We start from the raw sequence: 24,449 nt of genomic DNA, 5'->3' as shown, positions 1-24,449 counted from the left end.
GTTCTTCGCCTGAGCGGCTCATCACGTGCGTTCCTTCTCGACGAGCTCGTACGCCTCGATGACGTCGCCTTCCTTGATGTCGGAGTACGTCAGCGTGAGACCACACTCGTATCCGTCGCGCACCTCGGTGACGTCGTCCTTCTCCCGTCGCAACGAGGAGATCGTGACGGTCTCGGCCACCACGACGTTGTCGCGAAGCAGTCGCGCCTTGGCGTTGCGGCGGATGAGACCGGAGGTGACGAGGCAACCGGCGATGTTGCCGACCTTCGACGAACGGAAGATCGCGCGGATCTCGGCGCGCCCGAGTTCCTTCTCCTCGTAGACCGGTTTGAGCATGCCCTTGAGCGCGCTCTGGATCTCGTCGATGGCCTGGTAGATCACCGAGTAGTACCGGATGTCGACGCCCTCGCGGTTGGCCAGCTCGGTGGCCTTGCCCTCGGCACGGACATTGAAGCCGATGATGATCGCATCCGAAGCCGACGCCAGGTTGACGTTGGTCTCGGTGACACCACCGACGCCGCGGTCGATGACACGCAACTCGACCTCGTCGTCGATCTCGATACCCAGCAGGGCCTCTTCCAGCGCCTCGACGGTGCCGGAGTTGTCACCCTTGAGGATCAAGTTCAGCTGCGACGTCTCCTTCAACGCTGCATCGAGATCGTCCAGGCTGATCCGCTTACGCGTGCGCGCGGCCAGTGCGTTGCGCTTGCGCGCGCTGCGCCGGTCGGCGATCTGCCGGGCGATGCGGTCCTCGTCGACGACGAGCAGGTTGTCACCGGCACCGGGCACCGACGTGAACCCGACAACCTGCACCGGGCGTGACGGCAGCGCCTCTTCGACATCCTCGCCGTGTTCGTCGACCATGCGCCGGACGCGACCGTACGCGTCGCCGGCCACGATCGAGTCACCGACGCGCAGCGTGCCGCGCTGGATGAGCACCGTGGCAACCGGTCCGCGACCGCGGTCCAGGTGCGCCTCGATGGCCACACCCTGGGCTTCCATATCCGGGTTCGCCCGCAGGTCGAGTGCGGCATCTGCGGTCAGCAGCACCGCCTCGAGCAGCGCCTGGATGTTGGTGCCCTGCTTCGCCGAGATGTCGACGAACATCGTGTCGCCACCGAAGTCCTCAGCCACCAGGTTGTACTCGGTGAGCTGGGCCCGGATCTTCGACGGGTCGGCGCCCTCTTTGTCGATCTTGTTGACCGCCACCACGATCGGCACGTCGGCCGCCTGTGCGTGGTTGATGGCCTCCACCGTCTGCGGCATGACGCCGTCATCGGCCGCGACCACCAGGATCGCGATGTCGGTGGCCTTCGCACCGCGCGCACGCATGGCGGTGAACGCCTCGTGGCCCGGGGTGTCGATGAAGGTGATCGGCCGTTCGCTGCCGTCGTGTTCGACGGCAACCTGGTAGGCGCCGATGTGCTGGGTGATGCCGCCGGCCTCGCCCTCACGCACGCTGGCGTTACGGATGGTGTCGAGCAGTCGGGTCTTGCCGTGGTCGACGTGACCCATGACGGTGACGACCGGCGGGCGGACCTCGAGATCGTCCTCGCCGCCCTCGTCTTCGCCGTAGGTGAGATCGAACGACTCCAGCAGTTCGCGGTCCTCGTCCTCCGGGGACACCACCTGCACGACGTAGTTCATCTCGCCGCCGAGCAGTTCGAGCGTCTCGTCGCCCACGGACTGCGTCGCGGTCACCATCTCGCCGAGATTGAACAGTGCCTGCACCAGGGCTGCCGGGTTGGCATCGATCTTCTCGGCGAAGTCCACCAGCGATGCGCCGCGGGCGAGCCGGATGACCTCACCATTGCCGTGCGGCAACCGCACGCCACCGACGACGGGTGCCTGCATGTTCTCGTATTCGGCGCGTTTCGCCCGCTTTGACTTACGTCCACGCTTGGGCGCACCGCCGGGACGGCCGAACGCACCCGCCGCGCCACCGCGCTGGCCGGGACGACCGCCACCACCGGGACGACCTCGGAAGCCTCCAGCAGCCGCTCCGCCTGCGCCGCCACCACCGCCGGCGCCGCCGCCGCGGTAGTTACCGCCGCCGCCACCGCCGCCGGGACCGCCTGGACGACCACCTCCGCTGCCGCCGCCGGGACCACGGCCACCTGGACCGGGACGCGGGCCGCCGGGGCGACCGCCGCCGGCGCCGACACCCGGCCGGGGTCCGGCCGGACGTGGAGGCATATTGCCAGGCGACATGCCCGGGCGAGGGGCTCCCGGTCGCGGGGCACCTGGACGGGGTGCCTGCGGACGCGGAGCCGGCCGCTCGACCGGCGTCTGGGACGAGAAAGGATTGTTGCCGACGCGCGGTGCCCGCGCGGCGGGCTTGGGCGCCGGGCCGGGCCGGGGACCAGGCGTCGCACCCGGGGTCGGCGCAGGCTGAGCCGGGGGGGCGGCCGGCGGTGCCGCGGGTTGCGGCGTCGCTGCGGCTGCCGGGGGTGCCGCGGGCTCAGGGGGTGCTGCGGGTGCGGGCGGAGGCGCGGGCGCCGCCGGCTTGGGAGCGCCGGGCTTTGCGGCCGTCGCGGCAGCCTTGGCCGGCGCGCTGGCCGGCGAGCCATTGCCGCTTGCCGGGGCCTTGTCCGCGGCGGGTTTGCCGCCGCCGAAGGATTCGCGCAACCGGCGCGCAACGGGGGCCTCCACAGTGGAGGACGCGGATTTGACGAATTCGCCCTGATCGCTCAGTCGGGCGAGAACTTCCTTACTGGTGACACCGAGCTCTTTTGCCAACTCGTGTACACGGGCCTTACCTGCCACTACAACTCCTGTCTAGGAGGCGGCAGCGGTGGTCGGCGCCGCGCCTCGGGTTAGCTATGACGCATGGTCATCGAGACTTCACGGTGTGCTCATGTTCTTCGCTACCTGTCCTGTCGCCTTGGTGCGCGGCCACTTCAGCGCCTCGAACTGCGCTCAAATGCTCGTGCACCGCGGTGGTGTCCGGTGAACCGGTGATCCGTAACGCTCGGACGAATGCTCGCCGCCGGATCGCTGCGTCTAGACACTGCGGATCGAGGTGCAACCAAGCACCCCGCCCCGGCAGCTTTCTCGCGGTGTCAACGGTCACGGCATAGTCGCCATTCCCGCCGTCCGCAGCCACTACACGAAGCAGTTCGACGGCCAGCTCTCGCTTCCGGCAGCCGACGCACGTACGAACCGGTCCCTCTGGTCGTCTGTGCGGCGAAGCTGGAGTCTCGCGCTGGATCACGGTTCAGTCTAGCCATACCTGGTCGATGCACCTAAATGGCCGTCCGTGCCGATCAGTCGCGGCACCAACTGCGCGTCATCCAGCCGGTACAGCCTCGGCATCGCTGCGGATGTCGATGCGCCAGCCCGTCAGCCGGGCCGCGAGCCGGGCGTTCTGCCCTTCCTTGCCGATCGCGAGCGACAGCTGGAAATCCGGCACGACGACGCGGGCGGCGCGGGCGGCCTCGTCGATGACGCTCACCGACACCACCTTGGCCGGCGACAGCGCGTTGGCCACGAACTTCGCCGGGTCGGGGTCGAAGTCGATGATGTCGATCTTCTCGCCGGACAGCTCGCTCATCACGTTGCGCACCCGCTGGCCCATCGGGCCGATGCACGCCCCCTTGGCGTTGAGCCCCGAGACCCGCGACGTCACCGCGATCTTCGACCGGTGGCCGGCCTCGCGGGCGACTGCCACGATCTCCACCGAACCTTCGGCGATCTCGGGGACCTCCAGCGAGAACAGCTTGCGCACCAGGTTGGGGTGGGTGCGCGACAGCGTGATCAACGGTTCGCGGGCGCCGCGGCTGACGCCGACGACGTAGCAGCGCAGGCGGTCGCCGTGTTCGTAACGCTCCCCCGGCACCTGCTCGGCCGACGGGATGACGCCTTCGGAACCCTTGGTCTCGCTGCCCATGCGGACGACGACGAGGCCCCGCGCATTGGCTCGGGCATCGCGCTGGATGACACCGGCGACGATGTCACCCTCGCGGGCAGAGAACTCGCCGTAGTTCTTCTCGTTCTCGGCATCGCGCAACCGCTGCAGGATCACCTGACGCGCAGTGGTCGCGGCGATGCGGCCGAAACCCTCTGGTGTGTCGTCCCATTCGGAGATGACGTTGCCGTCTTCGTCGGTTTCCCGCGCCATCACCTGGACGACGCCCGTCTTGCGGTCGATCTCGATGCGCGCGTCCGCCTCGTGCCCCTCGGTGTGGCGGTACGCCGTCAGCAACGCTGACTTGATGGTCTCGACGACGACGTCGACCGAAATTCCTTTGTCAGCCTCAATGGCGTGCAACGCCGCCATGTCGATGTTCACCGCGGGCCCCCCTTCCCAGCTTGACCGGTCAGCTCCAACTCACGCTTGTTCGGAGGTGAAAACTCAACCTGTACAACCGCTTTGGCGATGTCTTCCATCGGTAGCTCACGGACCGACAGATCGGCACCACGCCCTTTACGTACCACCAATCGCACGGTGCCATCGCTGGTTTCACCCAATCTGCCAGTCAATTCGGCACCATCGGACAGCGTCAGCTCGACCTTGCGCCCGCGCGCGCGGCGGAAGTGCTTCTCGGTGGTCAGCGGGCGGTCCACTCCCGGCGAGGTGACCTCGAGGACGTATGGCGTCGCATCGCCGTCGAGGCGATCCAACAGTTCGGATGCGGATCGTGAGAGTGCGGCGGCCGAATCCAGATTCAGACCGTCGTCGCTATCGGCCACCACCGTGATGCGGGGCGGACGTGCGGCGGCGTCAATAGTGACGTCTTCGATGTCGTAGCCTGCGCGCGCGAATTCACCACCAAGCAGCTCGATGACCTGCTGCTGCGAAGGTAATCCCGCAGACCGCTCCGTCACGGCGAGCTCCTCATCTTGAATTGTTCGGACACAGGTTCGGCGTGTCCTGGCACGTGGACACTGAAACCGTCTTCCAACGATACGCCAGCGCCGCCGCGGCAACCGGCAAAAAGCGCGGTGGGCGTCGGCGGTCGCTGCAATGGCAAGATGTTGCACGTGCCGAGCCCGAACCCGACCGTCAGCAGGCGACGAGTGCTGATCGGCACGGCGGCCTTGGCATTGCTCGGCGCGTCGGTGGCCGCATGCGGTTCGTCGGAACCGCCCCCCGAGGTCGACGAGCTGGCCGCCCAACTCGAACGGGCCCGCACCGACAGCCAATTGGCAACCGAGGCGGCGGCCGCCGCGCGCGGCGACATCGTCGAAGCCTTGAACGCCGTCGCGTCCGAGCGAGCGGCGCACGCCCAGGCGCTGACCGACGAACTGGTCAGGATGCGCGGGACGGATGCGCCCACCGCCACCCCGACCAGCACGACGGCAGCGCCGGCCGCGGCCCCGACTGTGAAGGACGTGATCTCGGCGCTGAGGCAGTCCGCGGCCAGCGCGACCGAACTGGCGACCAAGATGTCGGGTTACCGAGCCGGCCTGCTGGGCTCGATCGCCGCGGCATGCACCGCGGCCTACACCGTGGCATTGGTTCCGCCGGGGCGCGCGCAATGACGTCCCCGGAACCGACACCCTCGACGACGACGTCGTCGCGGGCCGCCGAACCGACCAGCCCATCGCGGCCGCAGAACTCCGCCGACGCCGCGTTGTTCGACGCGATCGCGACGGCGCAGGCGTCGATCTACGGCTATGGGATCGTGTCGGCTCATTCCGCCCCCGACCTGAACTACCTCGTCTCGTCGTCGATGGCCGCGCACCGCAAAGAGCGCGAGGAGGCATTGGCGATGCTGCAGGCACGTTCCGTGGACGCCCCGCTGCCCGCGGCAGGGTACGAGTTGCCGATGGAGGTGGACAACCCCACCGACGCGGCCAATCTCGCGGTGCGAATGGAAGAAGACTCCGCGGTTGCGTGGCGGGCCGTCGTCGAACAGGCCACCGACGAGAAGGAGCGCGCGTTCGCGGTGGGCGCGCTGACGGATTGCGCGGTCAGGGCGGCACGATGGACCCGCGCTCTGGGCACGACACCGATCACGGTCGCCTTCCCCGGCGGCTCTGAATAAACCCCGCCTGGCGCGAGGGCGGCGCTCAGGTTCTCAGTGCCGTCGCAATGTCGTTGGCCGCGTTTTCGATTGAGATTTCCCGGTTTTCGCCGGTGAACCGGTTGCGTAACTCCACGACGCCGTCGGCCCAGCCGCGGCCGACCACCACGATCCACGGCACACCGAGTAGCTCGGCGTCCTTGAATTTGATTCCTGGCGAGGCTTTCCGGTCATCGAGCAGCAGCTCAAGACCTTGGGCGTCCAACGCGGTGGCCAGTTCCTCGGCGCCGGCGCGGGCGGCGTCGTCCTTGTTGGCGATGACGACGTGGAGATCGAACGGGGACACCGACGACGGCCAGCGCAGGCCCAGCTCGTCGTGGTGCTGTTCGGCGATCACCGCGACCAGCCGCGACACCCCGATGCCGTAGGACCCCATGGTCAGGCGCACCGGCTTACCGTTCTCGCCGAGCACGTCGGCCTCGAACGCGTCGGTGTACTTGCGGCCCAACTGGAATATGTGGCCGATCTCGATGCCGCGGGCCGACACCAGGGGTCCTGCGCCGTCGGGTGACGGATCACCGTCGCGTACCTCGGCCGCCTCGATCGTGCCGTCGGCGACGAAGTCCCGTCCGGCGACCAGGCCCACCACGTGCTTACCCGGTTCGTCGGCGCCGGTGATCCACGACGTGCCGTCGACCACCCTGGGGTCGACCAGGAACCGAACTTTGTTGGCCAGCAACGCTTTCGGGCCGATATAGCCTTTGGCCAGGAACGGGTGCTTGGCGAAGTCGGCGTCGTCGAGCAGCGCGTACTCGGCCGGTTCCAGCGCGGCGCCCAATCGCTTGTCGTCGACCTCGCGATCGCCGGGCACGCCGACGGCCAACAGCTCCCAGTCACCACCGGGCACCCGGGTCTTCAGCATCACGTTCTTGAGCGTGTCCGCGGCGGTGACCTCGCGGTCCAGCACCGAGTTGGCCCAAGCGACGAGCGTCGCGATCGTCGGCGTGTCCGGGGTGTCGTACACCGTGGCGTCGGGCTGACCCTCGATCGGCAGCGCATCCGGGACCGCCGTCGTGACGGCCTCCACGTTGGCGGCGTAGCCGGATTCATCGCAGCGCACGAACGTGTCCTCACCGATGTCGCTTTCGGCCAGGAACTCCTCGGACGCACTGCCGCCCATGGCGCCGGACACCGCCGAGACGATCACGTACTCCACGCCCAGCGTGTCGAAGATGCGTTGGTACGCAGCGCGATGCGCCTGATACTGCGTCCGCAGTCCGTCGTCGTCGACGTCGAACGAATACGAATCCTTCATGACGAACTCACGGCCCCGCAGGATGCCTGCTCGCGGGCGCGCCTCGTCGCGGTACTTCGTCTGGATTTGGAACAGCAGCAGCGGGAAATCCTTGTAGCTGCTGTACTCCCCCTTGACCGTCGTGGTGAAGAACTCTTCGTGCGTCGGCCCCAGCATGTAGTCGTTGCGTCTGCGGTCTTGCAGCCGGAAGACGCCGTCGCCGTATTCGGTCCAGCGGTTGGTGACCTCGTAGGGCGCCTTGGGCAGCAGCGCGGGGAACAGAATCTCCTGCCCGCCGATACGGTTCATCTCGGCGCGGACGACCGCCTCGATCTTGCGCAGCACCCGCAGACCCAGCGGCAGCCAGCTGTACAGCCCCGGGCCGATCGGGCGGACGTAGCCGGCCCTGATCAACAACTTGTGGCTGGCAACCTCGGCGTCGGCGGGGTCGTCACGCAGGGTGCGCAGGAACAGCTGCGACATGCGGGTGATCACAGCCGACAACCTTAGTGAGCGCTGTCGGGTGAGGTTGCCGCGGCCGCGTTACCCGTCGGCGCCGTCGTTGCCGTCAGAGCTGCCCGCGGTGCCGGTGGCGGTGCCGCCGGTTCCGCCGTCGCCACTCGGTGTGCCGCCGTCGCCACCGTCGCCGCCGAACGCGTGGCCGATGGGATTGGTGGCGTCACCGCCGTTGCCGCCGTCCCCGCCCCCGACCCCAGGACCACCATCGCCGCCGCGGCCGCCGTCCCCGCCGGTGGCTACTGGATTGGTGACGCCACTGCCGCCGCCGAAGCCACCGGCCCCGGCCCGGCCGCCGTCGCCACCATCGCCCGACGAAACGAAGCCGCCGTTGCCGGTGCCGCCGTCTCCGCCATCACCGCCGGAGGCGTTGCCGTCCGCGAAGACTCCTTCTGCGAAATCACCGTGCGAGGAGGCGTTTCCACCATCGCCGCCGCTGCCGCGCACCGCGTCGCCGCCGTCGCCACCGTCACCACCGACCGCGTCGCCCCTCGAGCTGACGACGCTGTTGCTACCGTTCCCGCCGTTTCCACCGCGGGTACCCATGCCGTCGCGGATGCCGCCGTCGCCACCGTCACCACCGCTGCCGCCGGTGGCAGTGGCGCCCAGGCCGGTGGTGGCTGCGATCAGGCCGGCGTTGCCGCCGTCGCCGCCCCAGCCAGAAGTGCTATCGCCGCCATTGCCGCCGCTGCCGGCGGTGGCGTCACCGTCGGTGGTTGCGGCGCTGCCGCCGTTGCCACCTTCGCCGCCGTCGAGCCCGCCGTCGCCGCCGTTGCCGCCATTGCCGCCGGTCGCGGGCCCGCGAAGGGTATTCTCGACCCGTTCGCCGTTGATGATTCTGATCGTGCCGGCGTTGCCGCCGTGGCCGCCGTCGCCGCCCACCCCGTTTGGTGCGGAACCACCGTTGCCGCCATCGCCGGCCGTCCCACCGGTGATCCCTGTGGCGTCGCCACCGATACCGCCGTAGCCCCCGTTACCCCGCAGCAGGCCTGCCGATCCGCCGTCGCCACCGTCCTGGCCGGGCCCACCGTTCGCGCCGTTGCCGCCGTTGCCGACAAGGATGCCGCCGTGTCCGCCGTTCTGGCCCGGCGCCACGCCATCGGCGCCGTTGCCGATGAGGAAGCCACCGGCGGCGCCAGCCGTCACGGCGTCGCCGATGAGCCAGCTCCGGGTCCGATCATGTTCAGCGGGTTGGCCTGAATCTGCGCCGGCAGGCCGAGGATGCGCGCGAGCACGAGGTCGGTATTGCCGATGAGCGCGAGCTGTTGGGTCCGCGCGAACGCCGGAGGGATGCGGTCCCTCGCGTCGGACACAGCGCTGGGTAAGCGCTCGCCGGTGGGCGTCGCGCCGGCGAGGGCGAGGGGCACCGACGCATTCGATGACGTACGCGCGGTGGACGCAGCGGCCGACGTGAGCCCGCTCGCCGAGGGCACGAACCCGGTCAGCGCGCCGAACAGACCTGCCCCCGACGAGTTCACCCCGCCACCTGACGCTCCGGTGGTCCATGTTCCAGTGACGGCGGTCAGCAGGGTGTTCGGCGTCGGGATCTGCAACCCGACCAGGGCCGGGGCCGTGCGCGCCAGCGCGGCCGGCTTGGCAGGCGCGACTGGCTCGGGCTGGGTTCCGGCCAGTGCGGCGCCGGCGGCAACCACGCTGCCGGTAGCCAACGCCGCGGTGAGCATCCGGAACTGGGTCGGTGACGACTTCCGTGCACGCTTCGACATGCCAGGGAGCGTAAATTCGCTGCGCCGGGCCGGCTGGAGTAGTCGGTTACCTCACCTTTGCCACGTCACCATCTCCGCAATGAGGTACGCGTCGTGCCGCCGCCGCAGCTGGACGGCGGTCCCAGTTAAAATTCGCCGGTGATCCGCCAGTGGCCCATGGTCGGGCGCGCCGAGGAACTCGCGGTGATCGCCGAGGCCACCGAACCGGCGGCAGATCGCTCCCGCGGAATCGTGCTCTCCGGCCCGGCGGGTGTCGGCAAGACGCGGGTCGCGCGCGAAGCCGTGGACAGGTGCAGTCGCCGTGGTACGCGCTCGCACTGGATCGTCGGCACCACATCGGCACGCAGCGTTCCGCTTGGCGCATTTGCCGACATCGCCAGCGACTTCGGCCCCGACCCGCTGCGGCGGGTCCGCGAAGTGATCGACGGCGTCGTCGGCGACGCCCAGCACAGCGACGTGGTCATCGGCGTCGACGACGCGCATCTGTTGGACGACCTTTCGGCGTTCACCGTCCACCAACTCATCACACGCCGTCTTGCCACGGTCATCTTGACGATCCGCTCGAAAGAACAGACTCCCGATGCCATCACCGCCATCTGGAAAGACCATCATCTCGAACGCCTTGAACTACAACCTTTATCGCCGTCAGAGATCGGCAGCCTGGTGGGCCAGGTGCTCGGCGGTCCGGTCGATTCCTTCAGCGCACAACGCCTTTGGCAGTACACCCAAGGCAATGCGCTGTACCTTCGGCATCTGCTTGACAACGAGGTGCGTGCCAACCGGATGACGCTGCGCTCGGGGGTGTGGCTGTGGGACGGGCATCCTCGGCTGTCCTCCACGCTGGCCGAGTTGCTCGAGGCCCGGATCGCGCAGGCGCCGGATGCGGTCCGCGATGTACTCGGCGCACTCGCCGTGGCCGAGCCCTTGGAGAGCGACATCCTGGAGACCATCGCCGACTCCGATGCGCTGGCCCAAGCCGAATCACTCGGGCTGATAAGCGTCGACACCAGCGTGCGTCCCACCTCTGTGCGGCTGGCTCACCCCATGCTGTGCGACGTCACGCACACCGGCACCGTGCAGATGCGGCGACTCCGCGGACGGATCGCCACCGAGCTCGCCCGAAAAGACTCCGTCGACCCCAGACAGTTGGTGCGGCGCGCAGCGCTGATGATCGACTCGAACCTCGCGCCCGACATCGCAGTTCTTCTCGCCGCGGCGTCGGCCGCCATGCAACTCGGCGACCTGCGGCTCGCAGAGACCTTGGCCGAGCGGGCCGTGTCAGTCGGCGGCGGACTGGAAGCCAAGCTCATCGAAGCGATGGCAATCACGTGGCAGGAGCGTGGGACTGACTCGGAGGCCATCCTGGCCGAACTCGCCGGCGAAACGGAGGCCCCGATCCGAGCGCAGATCGCCATTCTGCGCGCGATGAACTTCGCCGCCAGCCTCGGTGACGTCGCGAGCGCCGAACGAGAACTCGCTGAGGCGGTGCCCGGTGACGATGAAGGGGCGCAAGCGATTTCCAGCGCAGTACGGGCGTTCATCGACCTCGTGCGCGGGCACTCCGCCGCCGCTGCCGAGCGAGCCGCTGAAATACTCGCCGATCCACCCGCCAGCGGTATGGCTCGGATGTTTCTGATCTGGACGGTGGTTTCCGGACTGGGCGATCTCGGCCGCATCGACGAGTTCGAACCAACGGCGGAGTCGGGATACCGGCTGGCAGAGACGTCCGCGGAGGCCTCGCATCTGCGCCTTCCGCTAGCGACATTCCAAGTCACCGCGTACTGGCTCGCAGGCGCACTTACCAAGTCCGACAACATGATCGAGGAAATCCGAGGCGACACGATCGACGTTCCGTTCCAGCAGTCCTGGCGCAGTTTTTTCACCGCCATGTCGGCGATTGGTCACGGCGATCTCCCGGTGGCCCAACTCTCGCTGCAAGAGACGGTCGCGCACCTGGAAAGCGGTGGCCTTGGCCAGATGTTGAAGGCCTTCGCCCGATCATGGCTAGCCACCGTGACGGGTATGGCCGGCAACGCAATCGACGCGCGACGTGAGTTCACCGCGCTTGAGTGGTGGGATCGGGACACTGACGCACGCAAGTGGGACTCGGCGAAATCGATTGCCGAGGCCTGGGTATGTGCCGCCGAAGGCGCCACCACGACGGCGATTTCGATCATCCGGGACGCCGCCGAGCGCGAGCGCAGCCTGCGCCGACCCGCCTGGGAGGTGATGCTGTTGCAGACAGCGACCCAATTCGGCGACCGCACCACGGCCGCACGGCTGGCCGAACTGGCCAACGACGTCGCCGGACCTCGTGCGGCCGCCGCTGCAACCCACGCTGCCGCTCTGGCCGCCGAGGATGGCGACGGCTTGCTCGGCGCGTCCCGCCACTACGAAGAATTCGGTGACCGACTCGCTGCGGTCGACGCCGCGGCCCAAGCCGTCGTCATCTATCAGCGGAGCGGATTACGCGGTTCGGCAATGAACGCGTCCGCCACCGTCGAGCGCCTCGCCGCACAGTGCCAAGGCGTCCGAACCCCGGCTCCGCGCGCCGCAGCCACGCCTAAACTATTCACCGACCGACAGCACGAGATCATATCGCTTGCCGCACAAGGGCTTTCGAATAAGGAAATCGCTGATCGCCTCACGATGTCGCGACGGTCTGTCGAAGGTCACCTGTTCCGCGCCTCGCAACGTGTCGGGGCCAACAGCCGTGAACAGCTGATCGCCATTCTGCACGGGCGCTGAAGAAAGCTGCCACGACCGGCGCGCGCTTAGAGCTCGCCCGCCTCCACCGCCTCGCGGGTGTGCTGGGCGGCCGCGATCTGGCGTGCCGAGAATCCGATCCAGAACGCCGTGACGCCGACGATCACCGCAACGCCCGCCACCCAGAGCAACGAGTAGGTGTAGCCGTAGCCCAGCGCATCAAGCTGCGCGGGGGTCATGTCCTTGACCGGTCCCGTCGTGCCGCCGAGATAGAGCGTGCGGGAGGTCTGCACCGCCTGGATCACGACCAGCACCACCGGACCACCGAGGTTCTGCACCATCAGCGTGATCGACGACACCGGGCCGATCTCCTTCGGTCCCACCCCGGCGATCGCACACAACGGGAGGATCACCGCGATCGCACCGATGCCGAAGCCACCGACGATGACGAGTCCGAACAGGTCCGGAAAGTACGGGACGTCGCGGTCCAGCGTCGAGCCGTAGAGCATGGCGGCGAGCACGAACAACCCGCCGCCGAGGATCAGCCAGCGCGGCGCGACATGTGGCGCGAGCTTGGCCGCGACGATGCTGCCGATGCCGAACGCGACCGCAAACGGGATGAAACTCACGCCCGCGCGCAGCGGTGAATAGCCGAGCACATCCTGCACGAGCAGGCCGACCATCACGCTGAGCGTCAACATGACGCCGCCCGCGAGGAACAGCGAGATGAAGGTCATCACGCGGTTGCGGTTGTCGAACACCGAGAACGGCACGATCGGGTGGTCGGCGGTGCGTTCGACGATCAGGAACGCGAGGAAAAAGATCGCCGAGGCGACGCCTGCGCCGATGACCCACGGGTCGACCCAGCCGCGCGGTGGGCCCTGCGTGAACACCAGCACCGCCGAGGTGCAGCCCAGGGTGGCCAGGATGGCGCCGGTGACATCGAGTTTCAGCCGTTCGTGATGGGTCTCGTTGATCTTCAGGACGGCGACGATGATGATCACGATCCCGATGGGGATGTTGATCAGGAACGCCAAGCGCCACGAGATGACGGTCAAGCCGCCGCCGAGCACCAGCCCGAGCACCGAACCGATCCCCTGCATCGCGGCAGACACCGCCATCGCGCGATTACGGGCCTGCCCGACCGCGTACGTCGTCGCAATCAGGGCCAGGCCCGTCGGAGCGGCGATCGCCGCACCGGTGCCCTGCACTGCACGCGCGACGATCAGCGTGACGCCGTCGGTGGACAGCCCGCAGACCAACGACGCGATCGTGAACACGCCGACACCGGACAGGAACGCGCGTTTGTGGCCGATGGCGTCGCCGATGCGCCCGCCGAGCAGCAGCAGTCCACCGAAGGCGAGGACGTAAGCGGTGATGACCCAGCTCTTGCCAGGGTCGGAGAGGCCGAGATCGGCCTGCATCCGCGGCAGCGCGACGATGACGATGGTGCCGTCGAGGGTCGACATGAGCTGCATGCCGGTGATCGCGATGATCGCCGGGCCCAACACCGATGACGACAGCGGTGTGGTGGCCCGGTCCGACATGCCCTCGTTGAACGCCGAGGAACCGCCCACCGCAGACATGGCTTGCCAGCCTACCCACCGGAGAATCGGGTGTAGTCAGTTGCGGTGTGCGCGACCAACTACACCGAAGTCACAGCTCTCCCTGGTCGATCGCGTCCTTGACTTCCTGCGCGTGCGCCACCTGCGCCGCGGTGTAGCCGATGAACAGGGCGACGGCGCCGACGATGATCGCGACCGCGGCGACCCACAGCAGGCCGTAGGTATAACCCTGATCCAGGGCGTGCAACTGCGCGGCGTCCATGTCCTTGACCGGGCCGTTGGTACCGCCCAGGTAGAGCGTGCGCGACGTGATGACGGCCTGGATGATGGCCAGCACGACCGGACCGCCGAGGTTCTGCAGCATCAGCGCGATCGCCGACACCGGGCCGATCTGGTCGAAGCCGACGCCGGCGATCGCCGACAGCATCAGCGGGACCACGATCATCCCGATGCCCAGGCCGCCGATCGTGATCGGGATGACCAGGTTCGGGAAGTACGGGATGTTGGCATCCAGCGTGGAGCCGTAGATCATCGCACCGAGCACCAGCACGCCACCGGCGATCACCAGCCACCGCGGCGGGAACTTCTGCACCAGCTGCGACGACACGCCGAGGCCGATCCCGAGCGCGACCACGAACGGAATGAACCCGACGCCTGCCCGCAGCGGGCTGTAGCCCATGACGTCCTGGACGTACAGGCCGATCAGCACGGTCAGCGTGAACATCACACCGCCGGCGAGGAACACCGCGGCGAACGTCGCAACGCGGTTGCGGTCCTTGAACAGTTCCAGCGGCATCACCGGGTTCTCGGCGGTGCGCTCGACGTAGACGAACGCCAGCAGGAACGCGCAGGCGGCCAGACCGGAGCCGATGGTCATCGGCGACACCCAGCCCTGCTCGGGCCCCATCGAGAACGCGAACACCGCGGCGGTGCAGCCGAGTGTGGCCAGGATCGCGCCGGTGGCGTCGAGCTTCAGCCGCTCACGGTGGGTTTCGCGCAGCGTCTTGCGGGCCAGGTGGATCATCAGCAGCCCGATGGGGATGTTGATCAGGAATGCCCAGCGCCAGGACACCTCGGTCAGCGCGCCGCCGACGATGAGGCCCATGACGGATCCGATGCCCGTCATGGCGGCGAAGATCGCAGTCGCGGCGTTGCGCGCGGGTCCCTTCGGGAAGGTGGTCGCGATCAGCGCAAGGGCGGTCGGCGATGCGATCGCCGCGCCCACACCCTGCAGCAACCGAGCGGTGACCAGGGTCGCCTCGTTCCAGGCGAGACCGCACAGCACCGAGGCGATGGTGAACAGCGTGACGCCGACGATGAAGGTGCGTTTGCGCCCGATGACGTCGCCGAGGCGGCCACCGAGCAGCATCAGCCCGCCGAACGTCAGGACGTATGCGGTGATGACCCAGCTGCGCCCGGCATCGGAGAGGCTCAGCTCGTCTTGGATCTTAGGAAGCGCGACGATCGCGACGGTGCTGTCCATGGTGGCAAGCAGCTGCATGCCACCGATCGCGATGACCGCGGCGATGAACCGCCGCGAGGGCAGCCAAGCCGGGTACCTGCCGGTTCGCTCCTGGCCGGGGTAGCCCACATTCATAGGTAACGACCGGTTTGCCCCGCCTTCGGCGTCGCGAAACATGGCTGCCCGCTCGGCGTCATTGAGAGCCGTCATGCGGGTTACCTTACAGTAATCTTAAGAATCCTTTAACCGCCGAAGGCCGCGACGGGGCCGATCACGATGATCGCCGGGGGGCGCACGCCGTCTTCGCGGATGCGTTCGGCGGCGTCGCCGAGGGTTGCTCGCATGGTCCGCTGCGCCGCCGTGGTGCCGTGTTGTACGACCAGGACCGGCGTTTCTGCAGGTCGCCCACCGTCCAGCAGTACCTTGGCGAACTGCTCGATGCGCTCGACCGCCATCAGCAACACGATCGTGCCCGACATCTGGGCCAGCGCATTCCAATTCACTAACGATTCGGGGTGGTCAGGCGCAACATGCCCGCTGACCACGACGAACTCGTGTGTGACGCCTCGATGTGTGACGGGAACGCCCGCCAGCGCGGGCACTGCTATGGCACTTGTCACACCCGGCACAACGGTGACGGGAATCCCGGCGTCGGCGCACGCGATCACCTCTTCGTAGCCCCGCGCGAACACGAACGGATCGCCGCCCTTGAGTCGCACCACGAACTTGCCGGCCCTGGCCCGGTCGACGAGCACCTCATTGATGGCGTCCTGAGCCATGGCGCGCCCATACGGGATCTTGGCGGCGTCGATGACCTCGACGTGCGGCGAGAGCTCGGCGAGCAGTTCCGGCGGCGCCAGGCGATCGGCGACGACGACGTCGGCCTGGGCCAGCATGCGCCTGCCGCGCACGGTGATCAGTTCGGGATCGCCGGGCCCGCCGCCGACCAACGCCACCCCACCGGGCAGCACACCCGGCGTCTCGCCGGCGATGAGCCCCTGCTGCAAGGCCTCGTGGACAGCCGACCGGATCGCGGCGGACCGGCGGTGGTCTCCACCTGCGAGCACCCCGACGGCCAGGCCCTCGTACTCGAACGAGGCGGGGGTCACCGCGGTGCCCTCGCGCGCGACGTCGGCCCGCACACAGAAGATCCGGTTCCGTTCGGCCTCGGCGACGACGGCGGCATTGACGGCCGGATCGTCGGTCGCCGCGATCGCGTACCAAGCGCCGCTCAGATCGCCGTCACGAAACTCTCTGATTTCCAACGTGATTCCATCCATCGCCTCGACCGCCGGAGTGGCGCTGCGGGAGATGACGTGCACGTCGGCGCCGTTGGCCACCAGCAGCGGGAGTCGCCGTTGCGCCACGGTGCCGCCCCCGACGACGACGACCTTCCTGCCGCCAAGGCGCAGGCCGACGAGGTAGGCGTTCTCGGTCACCCGCCGAGTTTAGAGGTTGCGGTGGCTGGAGTAGAAACTCGACTCCGCCGCGGCGACGAAGCGCGATACCGCTTGCGGGTGTGCGGCCGGATGGGTATGTAGGTAGCTTGCGTGCACACCGCCGTCTACCGCACCGTCCTCGGTCCGTGTGGCGGGGCGGTCGCCGAACACCCAGGCTGGTGCATAGTCTTTGGTGAATTCCACTGCAGTGCGGTGGAATTCGTGACCGACAGTACGGTCCCCGATTTCGTACAGCGGCGATTCGGCCACCGCGACGGCGTTGCGGTAACCCAGCGTCAGGCGGTCGGTGAAGCGTGCCGAGCCGGACAGCACACCGCACATCGGCTGACCGTCGAGATCGTTGACCAGATAAGCCAGCCCGGCACATTCGGCGTGCACCGGTGCACCGGATGCGGCGAGGCTCCTGATCTGTTGCCGCACAACCTCATTGCCCGACAGTTCGGTACCGAATTGTTCCGGGAAGCCGCCGGGTAGGACGAGTGCGGCGGTCCGCGGCGGCAGCGATTCGGTCAGCGGGTCGAATGCCACGACGTCGGCGCCGGTTCCCAGCAGCAGTTCGCGGTGCTCGGCGTAACCGAAGCTGAACGCCTTGCCCGCGGCGAGCGCCACCGTCACGTCTTCCGTGACGGAACCGCCTGCCGCGGGATCCCAGGGCTCGTCGGCGACTCGGCTGGCCGCGATCTCGGTGATCGCCGTCAAGTCGACGTGACGTTCGACACGGCCGATCATCGCCTCCACCGCGGTACGGGCCCGGATGCCGTGCTCGACGGCGGTCACGAGGCCGAGATGTCTTGACGGAACGGATAACTCGTCGACCCTGGGGATGGCGCCCAAGACCGTCAGTCCGGCGTGCTCGCACGCCTGCCGCAGCACCTCCTCGTGGCGCGTTGACCCGACACGGTTGAGGATGACGCCGGCGACCCGGATCGTCGAGTCGAACGTCGAGAAGCCGTGCAGCAGTGCCGCGGCGCTGTGGCTCTGGCCACGCGCGTCGACCACCAGGATCACCGGCGCACCGAGCAGGGCCGCCACGTGCGCGGTGGACCCTTCGGCGATACCCGTGAAGCCGTCGGCGATCCGCCCGTCGAACAGGCCCATCACGCCCTCGACGACCGCGATGTCGGCCGCGGCGCTGCCATGCCGATACAGCGGGCCGATGCGATGTTCGCCGACAAGCACCGGGTCGAGGTTGCGGCCAGGGCGCTGTGCTGCCAGTGCGTGGTATCCGGGGTCGATGAAGTCCGGCCCGACCTTGAACGGGGCGACGGAGTGGCCCGCTTTCCGGAGGGCGCCCATCAAACCCGTTGCCACAGTAGTCTTTCCACCGCCGGATGCCGGGGCGGCGATCACCACGGCGGGGGTACTCACCATTCGATGCCCTTTTGGCCCTTGCGGCCGGCGTCCATCGGATGTTTGACCTTGGTCATCTCGGTGACGAGGTCGGCGGCGTCCAGCAGTTTCTGCGGGGCGTCGCGGCCGGTGATGACCACATGCTGGGTGCCGGGTCTTCGCGTCAGCACCTCGATCACCTCGTCGACGTCGATCCAGCCCCACTTCAGCGGATAGGTGAACTCGTCGAGGACGTAGAAGTCGTGGCGTTCCCCGGCGAGGCGGCGGGTGATCTCTGCCCAGCCGTCGGCCGCGGCGGCCGCGTGATCGTCCTCGTTGCCGTGCTTACGCGACCACGACCAGCCCGCACCCATCTTGTGCCATTCGACGGCGCCGCCGACCCCGTGCTCGTCGTGCAGCCGGCCCAGCTGGCCGAAGGCCGCCTCTTCGCCGACCTTCCACTTGGCGCTCTTGACGAACTGGAACACCGCCACGGAAAAGCCCTGATTCCATGCCCGCAATGCCATCCCGAACGCGGCGGTCGACTTGCCCTTGCCGGTACCGGTGTGCACCGCGAGCAGTGGAGCGTTGCGCCGGGCGCGGGTGGTCAGCCCGTCCTCGGGAACGGTGGCCGGTTGACCCTGAGGCATGGGTACTCCCTCCCCTGACTTCGTTGTGGGCCCGTAACTAGGCGGCGGTGCGAACAAGGTCGGTGAGGTTGTCCGCGCGCAGGTGCGCCAGCCGCACCGCGGGAGCACCCAGGTAACCGGCCAGTTGCTCGGCCAGACCCAATCGCACATAGGAAGTCTCGCAGTCGACCACCACGGCGGTCGCACCTTCGGCCACCAGCCGAGCGGCCGCCTCCCGTGCGCGCCCAAGCGGATCAGGACCGCCGGTGGCTCGGCCGTCGGTCAGCACCACCACCAAACTGCGGCGTGCCCGGTCGCGTGCCTTCTCCCGGACCACCACGTCACGCGCGGCCAGTAGGCCTTGCGCCAATGGAGTTTTGCCGCCGGTGTCGAAACGGGCCAGCCGGCGGCTCGCGATGTGCACCGACGACGTCGGCGGCAGCAGCAGCCGGGCATCGGTCTGGCGGAACGTGATGACGGCGACCTTGTCGCGCCGCTGATACGCGTCGCGCAACAGCGACAGAGCGGCGCCGCTGACCGCCGACATCCGGTCGCGGGCGGCCATCGATCCCGACGCGTCCACGACGAAGATCACCAGATTGCCTTCTCGCCCTTCCCGAACGGCGTGCCGCACATCGTCCACCGTCGGCCGCGCACGCCCGGGCACCCGCTGGTGTTCGGCCGCGGCGAGCAGCGTCCCGAACACGTGCAGTCCGTGTCCCTCGTTTGCGCGGGTGGTCGACGAGATGACGGTTCCGGCCCGGTTGCGTGCCCGGGATCTGCGTCCAGGCGCCCCGTCCCCCACGCCGGGAACGACGAGCGTCCGCGTGCGGAACACCGCGGACGGCGGTGCGCTGGGTCGCGTGGATGAGCTCGAATTTCCCTGTGGCGCAGCCTGATCTGATGACTCATTGGGCGAGGTTTCGCCGCCACCGGGCGGGTCGGGCTCCGGCTCAGGGTCGGCAGACTCCCCCGCCTGTTGCATCGCTTCATCGAGCTGTCCGGGATCCAGACCGGGATCGTCGAACGGGTCGCGACGCCGCCGGTGCGGCAAGGCGAGTTCAGCCGCTACCCGGATGTCCTCCTCGGCAACCGTGTCGGCACCGCGCCACGCGGCGTGCGCAACCGCCGTCCTGGCCACCACCAGATCGGCGCGCATACCGTCGACGTCGAACGCCGCGCAGAGGGCCGCGATACGTCGTAACTCGCTGTCCGGCAAGCTCACCGAGCTCAACCTGGCGCGCGCCGCGGCAATGCGGCCGACTAGTTCGGCGTCGGCCTCGGCGTAGCGTTCGGCGAACCCGGCCGGGTCGGCCTCGAAAGCCATCCGTTGCCGGACGACTTCGACCCGTACATCGACATCACGGGAGGCGTGCACGTCGACGGTCAGGCCGAACCGGTCGAGCAACTGGGGACGTAGTTCGCCCTCTTCGGGATTCATGGTCCCGACAAGGACGAACCGCGCGTCGTGGCTGTGCGAGACGCCGTCGCGCTCGACGTGCACCCGCCCCATCGCGGCGGCGTCGAGAAGCACGTCGACGAGGTGGTCGTGCAGCAGATTGACCTCGTCGACGTAGAGAACTCCGCCGTGCGCACGGGCCAGCAGCCCGGGCGAGAACGCATGCTCACCGTCGCGCAGCACCTTCTGCAGATCGATCGAGCCGACGACGCGGTCCTCGGTCGCCCCGATGGGCAATTCGACCAGCGCGGCGCCGTCCACCGCAGCCAGCACCGCGGCCAAGCCGCGCACGGCTGTCGACTTCGCCGTGCCTTTCTCGCCGCGGATCAGCACGCCACCGATCTCCGGGCGCACCGCACACAGCAGCAGCGCCAGGCGCAGGCGGTCGTGGCCGACGATCGCGCTGAAGGGGTAGACCGTCATGACTTGACCATGGGGACGTGCGGGATGCCGTCGTCGAGGAATTCGGCCCCGTCGCGGACGAATCCGTGGTGGGCGTACATCTCTTCGAGGTAGGTCTGCGCGTTGATGCGGCACGGGTAATCGCCGACCTCGGCGAGGGCCGCCTGCAGCAGCCGGGTGGTGTGCCCCTGGCCGCGCGCCTCTCGCTTGGTGCAGACGCGGCCGATGCGAAAGCCCTTCTGGCCGCCGGGATGTTCTTCCATCAGCCGCAGTGTGCAGATGACCTCTCCGTCGGCCCCTTCGAGCCAGAAGTGGCGGGTCTCGGTGAGCAGGTCGCGCCCGTCCAGTTCCGGGTACGGGGTGGCCTGTTCGACGACGAAGACCTCGACGCGCAACTTCAACAGTTCGTAGAGCGTCGCGGCGTCCAGATCCTTGGCCCAGCTTCGGCGTAGCGCGACCGTCATCGGGCGCTCACCGCCCCGACATGGTCCTCGACCACCGAGTCCACGGCTACCTGCGGGTCAGCCACCCGATCGATCATCCTCCGTGCTCGGTTTGGTCCTGCTTGGCGGATTTCAGGTTAGCCGCGGCCATCTCTGGCCGTCGCCCCAGGTGGGCCGCGAGCCGCGACTAAGCTCATCTGGGTGACCGAGTGGACGGCGGATGTGCTGGCTGGCTACCGGCAACAGACGTTCGAGTTGGGGCCCGACCCCGACGGAGAAGGGCTGCTGGCCGCCACGCTGGTGCGCCGCGGCGACGTCAACCCGTCGGCCACCCGTGCCGTGCTGGTGGTACACGGTTTCACCGACTATTTCTTCCACACCGAACTGGCGGATCACCTGGCCGATCGCGGGTTTGCGTTCTACGCGCTGGATCTGCACAAATGCGGGCGATCGTGGCGGGAGGGCCAGACACCTCACTTCACCACCGACCTGGCCCGCTACGACAAGGAACTGATCCGCGCGTTGGGCGTGATCAACGCCGAGACGTCGGCCGATGTGCTCGTTTACGGGCACTCCGCGGGCGGGCTCATCGTGTCGTTGTTCCTGGACCGCCTGCGCAGTAACGGAATGACGCAGCGCAACCGCGTCGCCGGGTTGGTGCTGAACAGCCCCTGGCTGGATCTGCAGGGTCCGGCATTCCTGCGCGCGGCTCCCACCGGCGCGGCAATCGCGGCGCTGTCCCGAGTTCGAAAGAAGACCGTGGTGCGCGCGCCGGTCCCCGAGGGCGGGTACGGCTCGACGCTGCACCGCGACTACTCGGGCGAATTCGACTACGACCTCAGATGGAAGCCCATCGGCGGATTTCCGGTGACGTTCGGCTGGATTCACGCGATCCGGCGCGGCCACGCCAAACTGCACCGCGGGCTCGACGTCGGTGTGCCCAACCTGATCCTGCGCTCCGATCGCAGCGTGCGCGAGGTGTCCGACCCGGACGTCATCCAGCGCGGTGACGCCGTGCTCGACGTACATCAGATCGCCCGCTGGGCCGGCTGCATCGGCAACCGGAGCACCGTCGTGCCGATCACCGACGCCAAGCACGACGTGTTCCTGTCCGTTCCCGAGGCGCGCCAGGCCGCCTACGACGAATTGGACCGCTGGCTCGACGCTCACGTTGCGGGTTCGACGACGCAACCCGACCGAGGGGTGACCCGATGACTCACTTCGACATCGCAATCATCGGAACCGGTTCGGGCAACTCGATCCTCGATGAGCGCTACCACGACCGACGGGTGGCGATCTGCGAACAGGGTGTGTTCGGCGGGACGTGCCTCAACGTTGGCTGCATCCCGACCAAGATGTTCGTCTACGCCGCCGGGGTCGCCCAAGAGGTAAGGGAGTCATCACGTTACGGCATCGACGCCCATCTCGACGGGGTGCGCTGGCCGGACATCGTGTCCCGAGTGTTCGGCCGCATCGATCCGATCGCAGACGGCGGCGAGAACTATCGGCGGTCCTCACCGAACGTCGAGGTCTTCGGTAGCCACGCGCGTTTCGCGAAAACGAAGCCCGACGGCCGCTACGCCTTGCGCACCGACGACGGCGACGAATTCACCGCCGACCAGGTGGTGATCGCGGCGGGCTCCAGAGCCATCGCGCCCGACGCCGTCACGGCGTGCGGGGTGAGCTATCACACCAGCGACACCATCATGCGCATCGCGGACGTGCCCGAGCACTTGATCATCATCGGCGGTGGTTTCATCGCCTGCGAGTTCGCCCATATCTTCTCGGCGCTCGGCAGCCACGTGACGCTGATGATCCGCGGCAGCACCCTACTGCGCGGCCACGACGACGACATCGCCATGCGGTTCACCGACATCGCGTCGAGGAAATGGGAGATCCGCAATCACCACGAGCTGGCCGACGCGCACAACGTCGGCGGCGGTGTCGAGGTCACCTGCACAGACGGCTCGAAGGTGCGGGGCGACGCGCTGCTCGTCGCCACTGGCCGCGTTCCCAACGGCGATCGGCTCGACGCCGAACTGGCCGGTGTCAAGGTCAATGCCAATGGACAGGTCGTCGTCGACGAGTTCCAGCGCACCACTGCGCGCAATGTGTTCGCACTCGGCGACGTGTCGTCGGACTATCAGCTCAAGCATGTGGCCAATCATGAGGCGCGCCGCGTGAAACACAATCTCCTGCAGGACTGGGACGACACCGATGCGCTCATGCCGTCCGACCATCGCAATGTGCCCTCGGCTGTCTTCACCGACCCGCAGATCGCGAGCGTAGGGCTGACTGAAAACCAAGCGCGGGCAAAAGGTTTGAATATCAGGGTCAAGATCCAGGACTACGCCGACGTCGCGTACGGCTGGGCCATGGAGGATACGACGGGGATCGCCAAGATCATCGTCGATGACGACAGCGGCCTGATACTCGGCGCGCACATCATGGGACACCAGGCGTCGTCGCTGATTCAGCCGTTGATCCAGGCGATGAACTTCGACCTGGCGGCACAGGACATGGCGCGCGGCCAGTACTGGATCCATCCCGCGCTGCCCGAAGTGATCGAGAATGCGCTGCTGGCGCTCTGCGGCGAACCGCCCTGGCCGCCGTCCAAGCGCCATTGACCGCCCCCGTGGTGGCGGGCTCGGTGGTGCAGTCGGCACCGTTGGGCCGGAATATGCAGCGAGTGGTCATTCATGCCCCCGAGCTGAGCCTCCTGCAGCTGCCGCGGTTCGGGGACACCGCGCTCGGAATCTACTTCGGCACCAACGATGATGACGGTCAGGCGGCCCGGACCTACTCCGTCCGGGAGCACGACCCGTCGGCCTGCCGCGTCACCGTTGACGTCGTCCTGCACGTCGGTGATCGCACCGCCCGCGGTGGTGCGGCGGCGGGAATGCGGTGGGCGACCGGCGCCGCGCCCGGAGACCGTGTCGAACTCGCCCACGCCAAATCCCGGTTCCGGCCCCCACGTGATGCCGATCGCCACGTCCTCGTCGCCGACCTTGCGGGATTGCCCGCGCTCGCGCGGCTGATCGAACAGCCCGCGCACAGCAACACGGTCGCGATCGTGGAGGTGCCCGACGAGGACGACCTCGACTACCTGCCCAAGCACGCCACGGTGCGGCTCGTCAGCTCCGTCGGCACCGGAAACGGTGTGGCGGACAGCGCTTTGGCGCGCCTGGTTGCGCGCAACTGCCCGGCGATCGGCCCAGGATACTGCTGGTTCGCAGGTGAGGCGTCCGAGGCGCGCAAAATCCGCAAACTGCTGCGCCACGAGTACGGTTGGACCGCTGATCAATTGGACGTCGTCGGCTACTGGCGACGTGATGCGCAGGCGTGGTCGGCGCGCTTCGCAGCCCACGGCCCCCGGATGTACTCGATCTACGAGCAGGCGATCGCCGAAGGCAAGAGCGAGAAGGTCGCGCTCGAGGAGTTCGACGATGCGTTGGAGCGGCTCGGGCTTTGAGCCGCGTCCTGCGTGAGTC

The 24,449-nt window shown here is 68.1% G+C and carries 20 protein-coding genes; 6 read left to right on the top strand and 14 right to left on the bottom strand.

All coding sequences use genetic code 11. The features are described 5' to 3' along the window. Positions 1–21: 21 nt before the first annotated feature. From infB to rimP, 4 genes are all read right to left on the bottom strand, one after another. A complete protein-coding gene (gene infB, locus G6N42_RS03985) occupies positions 22–2,766 on the bottom strand; it encodes a translation initiation factor IF-2 (protein ID WP_163726381.1) in 2,745 nt (914 codons plus the stop codon). A gap of 67 nt (positions 2,767–2,833) precedes the next feature. Continuing rightward, positions 2,834–3,106: a YlxR family protein gene (locus tag G6N42_RS03980; protein ID WP_434059560.1), complete on the bottom strand. Its 273-nt coding sequence runs from the start codon at positions 3,104–3,106 to the stop codon at positions 2,834–2,836. Positions 3,107–3,289: 183 nt separating this feature from the next. Continuing rightward, positions 3,290–4,291 carry a transcription termination factor NusA gene (gene nusA / locus G6N42_RS03975; protein WP_163726375.1) on the bottom strand — a complete coding sequence of 334 codons (1,002 nt, stop codon included), beginning with the start codon at positions 4,289–4,291 and terminating at the stop codon, positions 3,290–3,292. Next, the gene (gene rimP, locus G6N42_RS03970) at positions 4,288–4,827 is read right to left on the bottom strand and encodes a ribosome maturation factor RimP (RefSeq protein WP_163726372.1); all 540 of its coding nucleotides are present in this window, start codon (positions 4,825–4,827) and stop codon (positions 4,288–4,290) included. The genes nusA and rimP overlap by 4 nt, the downstream gene beginning before the upstream one ends. 147 nt (positions 4,828–4,974) lie before the next feature. On the opposite strand from rimP, the gene G6N42_RS03965 reads away from it, so the two are divergent. Further along, on the top strand, positions 4,975–5,484 hold the full coding sequence (locus G6N42_RS03965) for a hypothetical protein (protein WP_174262008.1): 510 nt from the start codon (positions 4,975–4,977) through the stop codon (positions 5,482–5,484). Beyond that, a complete protein-coding gene (locus G6N42_RS03960; protein WP_163726366.1) occupies positions 5,481–5,990 on the top strand; it encodes a ferritin-like domain-containing protein in 510 nt (169 codons plus the stop codon). Before G6N42_RS03965 ends, G6N42_RS03960 begins: the two co-directional genes overlap by 4 nt. Positions 5,991–6,015: 25 nt before the next feature. On the opposite strand, the gene G6N42_RS03955 is transcribed toward G6N42_RS03960, so the two are convergent. Genes G6N42_RS03955 through G6N42_RS03945 form a run of 3 tightly spaced genes read right to left on the bottom strand, consistent with a single transcriptional unit; the run spans position 6,016 to position 9,503 of the window. Next, complete coding sequence (locus G6N42_RS03955; RefSeq protein WP_163726363.1) at positions 6,016–7,758, bottom strand: proline--tRNA ligase; 1,743 nt, start codon at positions 7,756–7,758, stop codon at positions 6,016–6,018. Positions 7,759–7,806: 48 nt separating this feature from the next. Then, on the bottom strand, positions 7,807–8,925 hold the full coding sequence (locus G6N42_RS03950) for a PGRS repeat-containing protein (RefSeq protein ID WP_163726360.1): 1,119 nt from the start codon (positions 8,923–8,925) through the stop codon (positions 7,807–7,809). Then, positions 8,922–9,503 carry a hypothetical protein gene (locus G6N42_RS03945; RefSeq protein ID WP_163726356.1) on the bottom strand — a complete coding sequence of 194 codons (582 nt, stop codon included), beginning with the start codon at positions 9,501–9,503 and terminating at the stop codon, positions 8,922–8,924. The genes G6N42_RS03950 and G6N42_RS03945 overlap by 4 nt, the downstream gene beginning before the upstream one ends. A gap of 138 nt (positions 9,504–9,641) precedes the next feature. On the opposite strand from G6N42_RS03945, the gene G6N42_RS03940 reads away from it, so the two are divergent. Then, positions 9,642–12,251, top strand: coding sequence for a LuxR C-terminal-related transcriptional regulator (locus G6N42_RS03940; protein ID WP_163726353.1), 2,610 nt, complete (start codon positions 9,642–9,644; stop codon positions 12,249–12,251). A 26-nt stretch (positions 12,252–12,277) separates the two neighbouring features. On the opposite strand, the gene G6N42_RS03935 is transcribed toward G6N42_RS03940, so the two are convergent. The 7 genes from G6N42_RS03935 to G6N42_RS03905 all read right to left on the bottom strand — a co-directional run bounded on the left by G6N42_RS03935 (position 12,278) and on the right by G6N42_RS03905 (position 20,979). Next, positions 12,278–13,795 (bottom strand): MFS transporter, encoded by a 1,518-nt coding sequence (locus tag G6N42_RS03935; protein WP_163726350.1) that lies wholly within the window; start codon positions 13,793–13,795, stop codon positions 12,278–12,280. 70 nt (positions 13,796–13,865) lie between these two features. After that, entirely contained in the window at positions 13,866–15,371 is a 1,506-nt protein-coding gene (locus G6N42_RS03930; RefSeq protein ID WP_232076469.1) for an MFS transporter, read from the bottom strand. Between the two features lie 107 nt (positions 15,372–15,478). Next, positions 15,479–16,675, bottom strand: a complete 1,197-nt coding sequence (cobA, locus tag G6N42_RS03925) for a uroporphyrinogen-III C-methyltransferase (protein ID WP_163726344.1) — start codon at positions 16,673–16,675, stop codon at positions 15,479–15,481. Positions 16,676–16,684: 9 nt separating this feature from the next. Further along, the gene (locus G6N42_RS03920; protein ID WP_434059559.1) at positions 16,685–18,067 is read right to left on the bottom strand and encodes a cobyrinic acid a,c-diamide synthase CobB; all 1,383 of its coding nucleotides are present in this window, start codon (positions 18,065–18,067) and stop codon (positions 16,685–16,687) included. Further along, a complete protein-coding gene (gene cobO, locus G6N42_RS03915) occupies positions 18,061–18,675 on the bottom strand; it encodes a cob(I)yrinic acid a,c-diamide adenosyltransferase (RefSeq protein WP_163726341.1) in 615 nt (204 codons plus the stop codon). Before cobO ends, G6N42_RS03920 begins: the two co-directional genes overlap by 7 nt. A 37-nt stretch (positions 18,676–18,712) precedes the next feature. Further along, positions 18,713–20,536 (bottom strand): magnesium chelatase subunit D family protein, encoded by a 1,824-nt coding sequence (locus G6N42_RS03910; protein ID WP_163726338.1) that lies wholly within the window; start codon positions 20,534–20,536, stop codon positions 18,713–18,715. Further along, complete coding sequence (locus G6N42_RS03905) at positions 20,533–20,979, bottom strand: GNAT family N-acetyltransferase (RefSeq protein ID WP_163726336.1); 447 nt, start codon at positions 20,977–20,979, stop codon at positions 20,533–20,535. The genes G6N42_RS03910 and G6N42_RS03905 overlap by 4 nt, the downstream gene beginning before the upstream one ends. A 180-nt stretch (positions 20,980–21,159) precedes the next feature. On the opposite strand from G6N42_RS03905, the gene G6N42_RS03900 reads away from it, so the two are divergent. From G6N42_RS03900 to G6N42_RS03890, 3 genes are read left to right on the top strand one after another with little or no spacing between them, the layout of a single operon-like run. Next, positions 21,160–22,173: an alpha/beta hydrolase gene (locus G6N42_RS03900; protein ID WP_163726333.1), complete on the top strand. Its 1,014-nt coding sequence runs from the start codon at positions 21,160–21,162 to the stop codon at positions 22,171–22,173. After that, positions 22,170–23,585, top strand: a complete 1,416-nt coding sequence (gene mtr / locus G6N42_RS03895) for a mycothione reductase (RefSeq protein WP_163726330.1) — start codon at positions 22,170–22,172, stop codon at positions 23,583–23,585. The genes G6N42_RS03900 and mtr overlap by 4 nt, the downstream gene beginning before the upstream one ends. Next, on the top strand, positions 23,582–24,430 hold the full coding sequence (locus G6N42_RS03890; RefSeq protein ID WP_232076068.1) for a siderophore-interacting protein: 849 nt from the start codon (positions 23,582–23,584) through the stop codon (positions 24,428–24,430). The genes mtr and G6N42_RS03890 overlap by 4 nt, the downstream gene beginning before the upstream one ends. Positions 24,431–24,449 lie beyond the last annotated feature (19 nt).

The organism is Mycobacterium gallinarum (genome assembly GCF_010726765.1).
GTDB classification, from domain to species: Bacteria; Actinomycetota; Actinomycetes; order Mycobacteriales; family Mycobacteriaceae; genus Mycobacterium; species Mycobacterium gallinarum.
This window is presented reverse-complemented; position numbering and strand designations above follow the sequence as displayed.

Bases quoted from the DNA above. Each gene is read 5' to 3' on its own strand.
- G6N42_RS03965 (WP_174262008.1), top strand. From the start codon at position 4,975: ATGTTGCACGTGCCGAGCCCGAACCCGACCGTCAGCAGGCGACGAGTG.
- G6N42_RS03960 (WP_163726366.1), top strand. From the start codon at position 5,481: ATGACGTCCCCGGAACCGACACCCTCGACGACGACGTCGTCGCGGGCC.
- G6N42_RS03945 (WP_163726356.1), bottom strand. From the start codon at position 9,503: ATGTCGAAGCGTGCACGGAAGTCGTCACCGACCCAGTTCCGGATGCTC.
- G6N42_RS03935 (WP_163726350.1), bottom strand. From the start codon at position 13,795: ATGTCTGCGGTGGGCGGTTCCTCGGCGTTCAACGAGGGCATGTCGGAC.
- G6N42_RS03930 (WP_232076469.1), bottom strand. From the start codon at position 15,371: ATGAATGTGGGCTACCCCGGCCAGGAGCGAACCGGCAGGTACCCGGCT.
- G6N42_RS03920 (WP_434059559.1), bottom strand. From the start codon at position 18,067: ATGGTGAGTACCCCCGCCGTGGTGATCGCCGCCCCGGCATCCGGCGGT.
- cobO (WP_163726341.1), bottom strand. From the start codon at position 18,675: ATGCCTCAGGGTCAACCGGCCACCGTTCCCGAGGACGGGCTGACCACC.
- G6N42_RS03910 (WP_163726338.1), bottom strand. From the start codon at position 20,536: ATGACGGTCTACCCCTTCAGCGCGATCGTCGGCCACGACCGCCTGCGC.
- G6N42_RS03905 (WP_163726336.1), bottom strand. From the start codon at position 20,979: ATGACGGTCGCGCTACGCCGAAGCTGGGCCAAGGATCTGGACGCCGCG.
- mtr (WP_163726330.1), top strand. From the start codon at position 22,170: ATGACTCACTTCGACATCGCAATCATCGGAACCGGTTCGGGCAACTCG.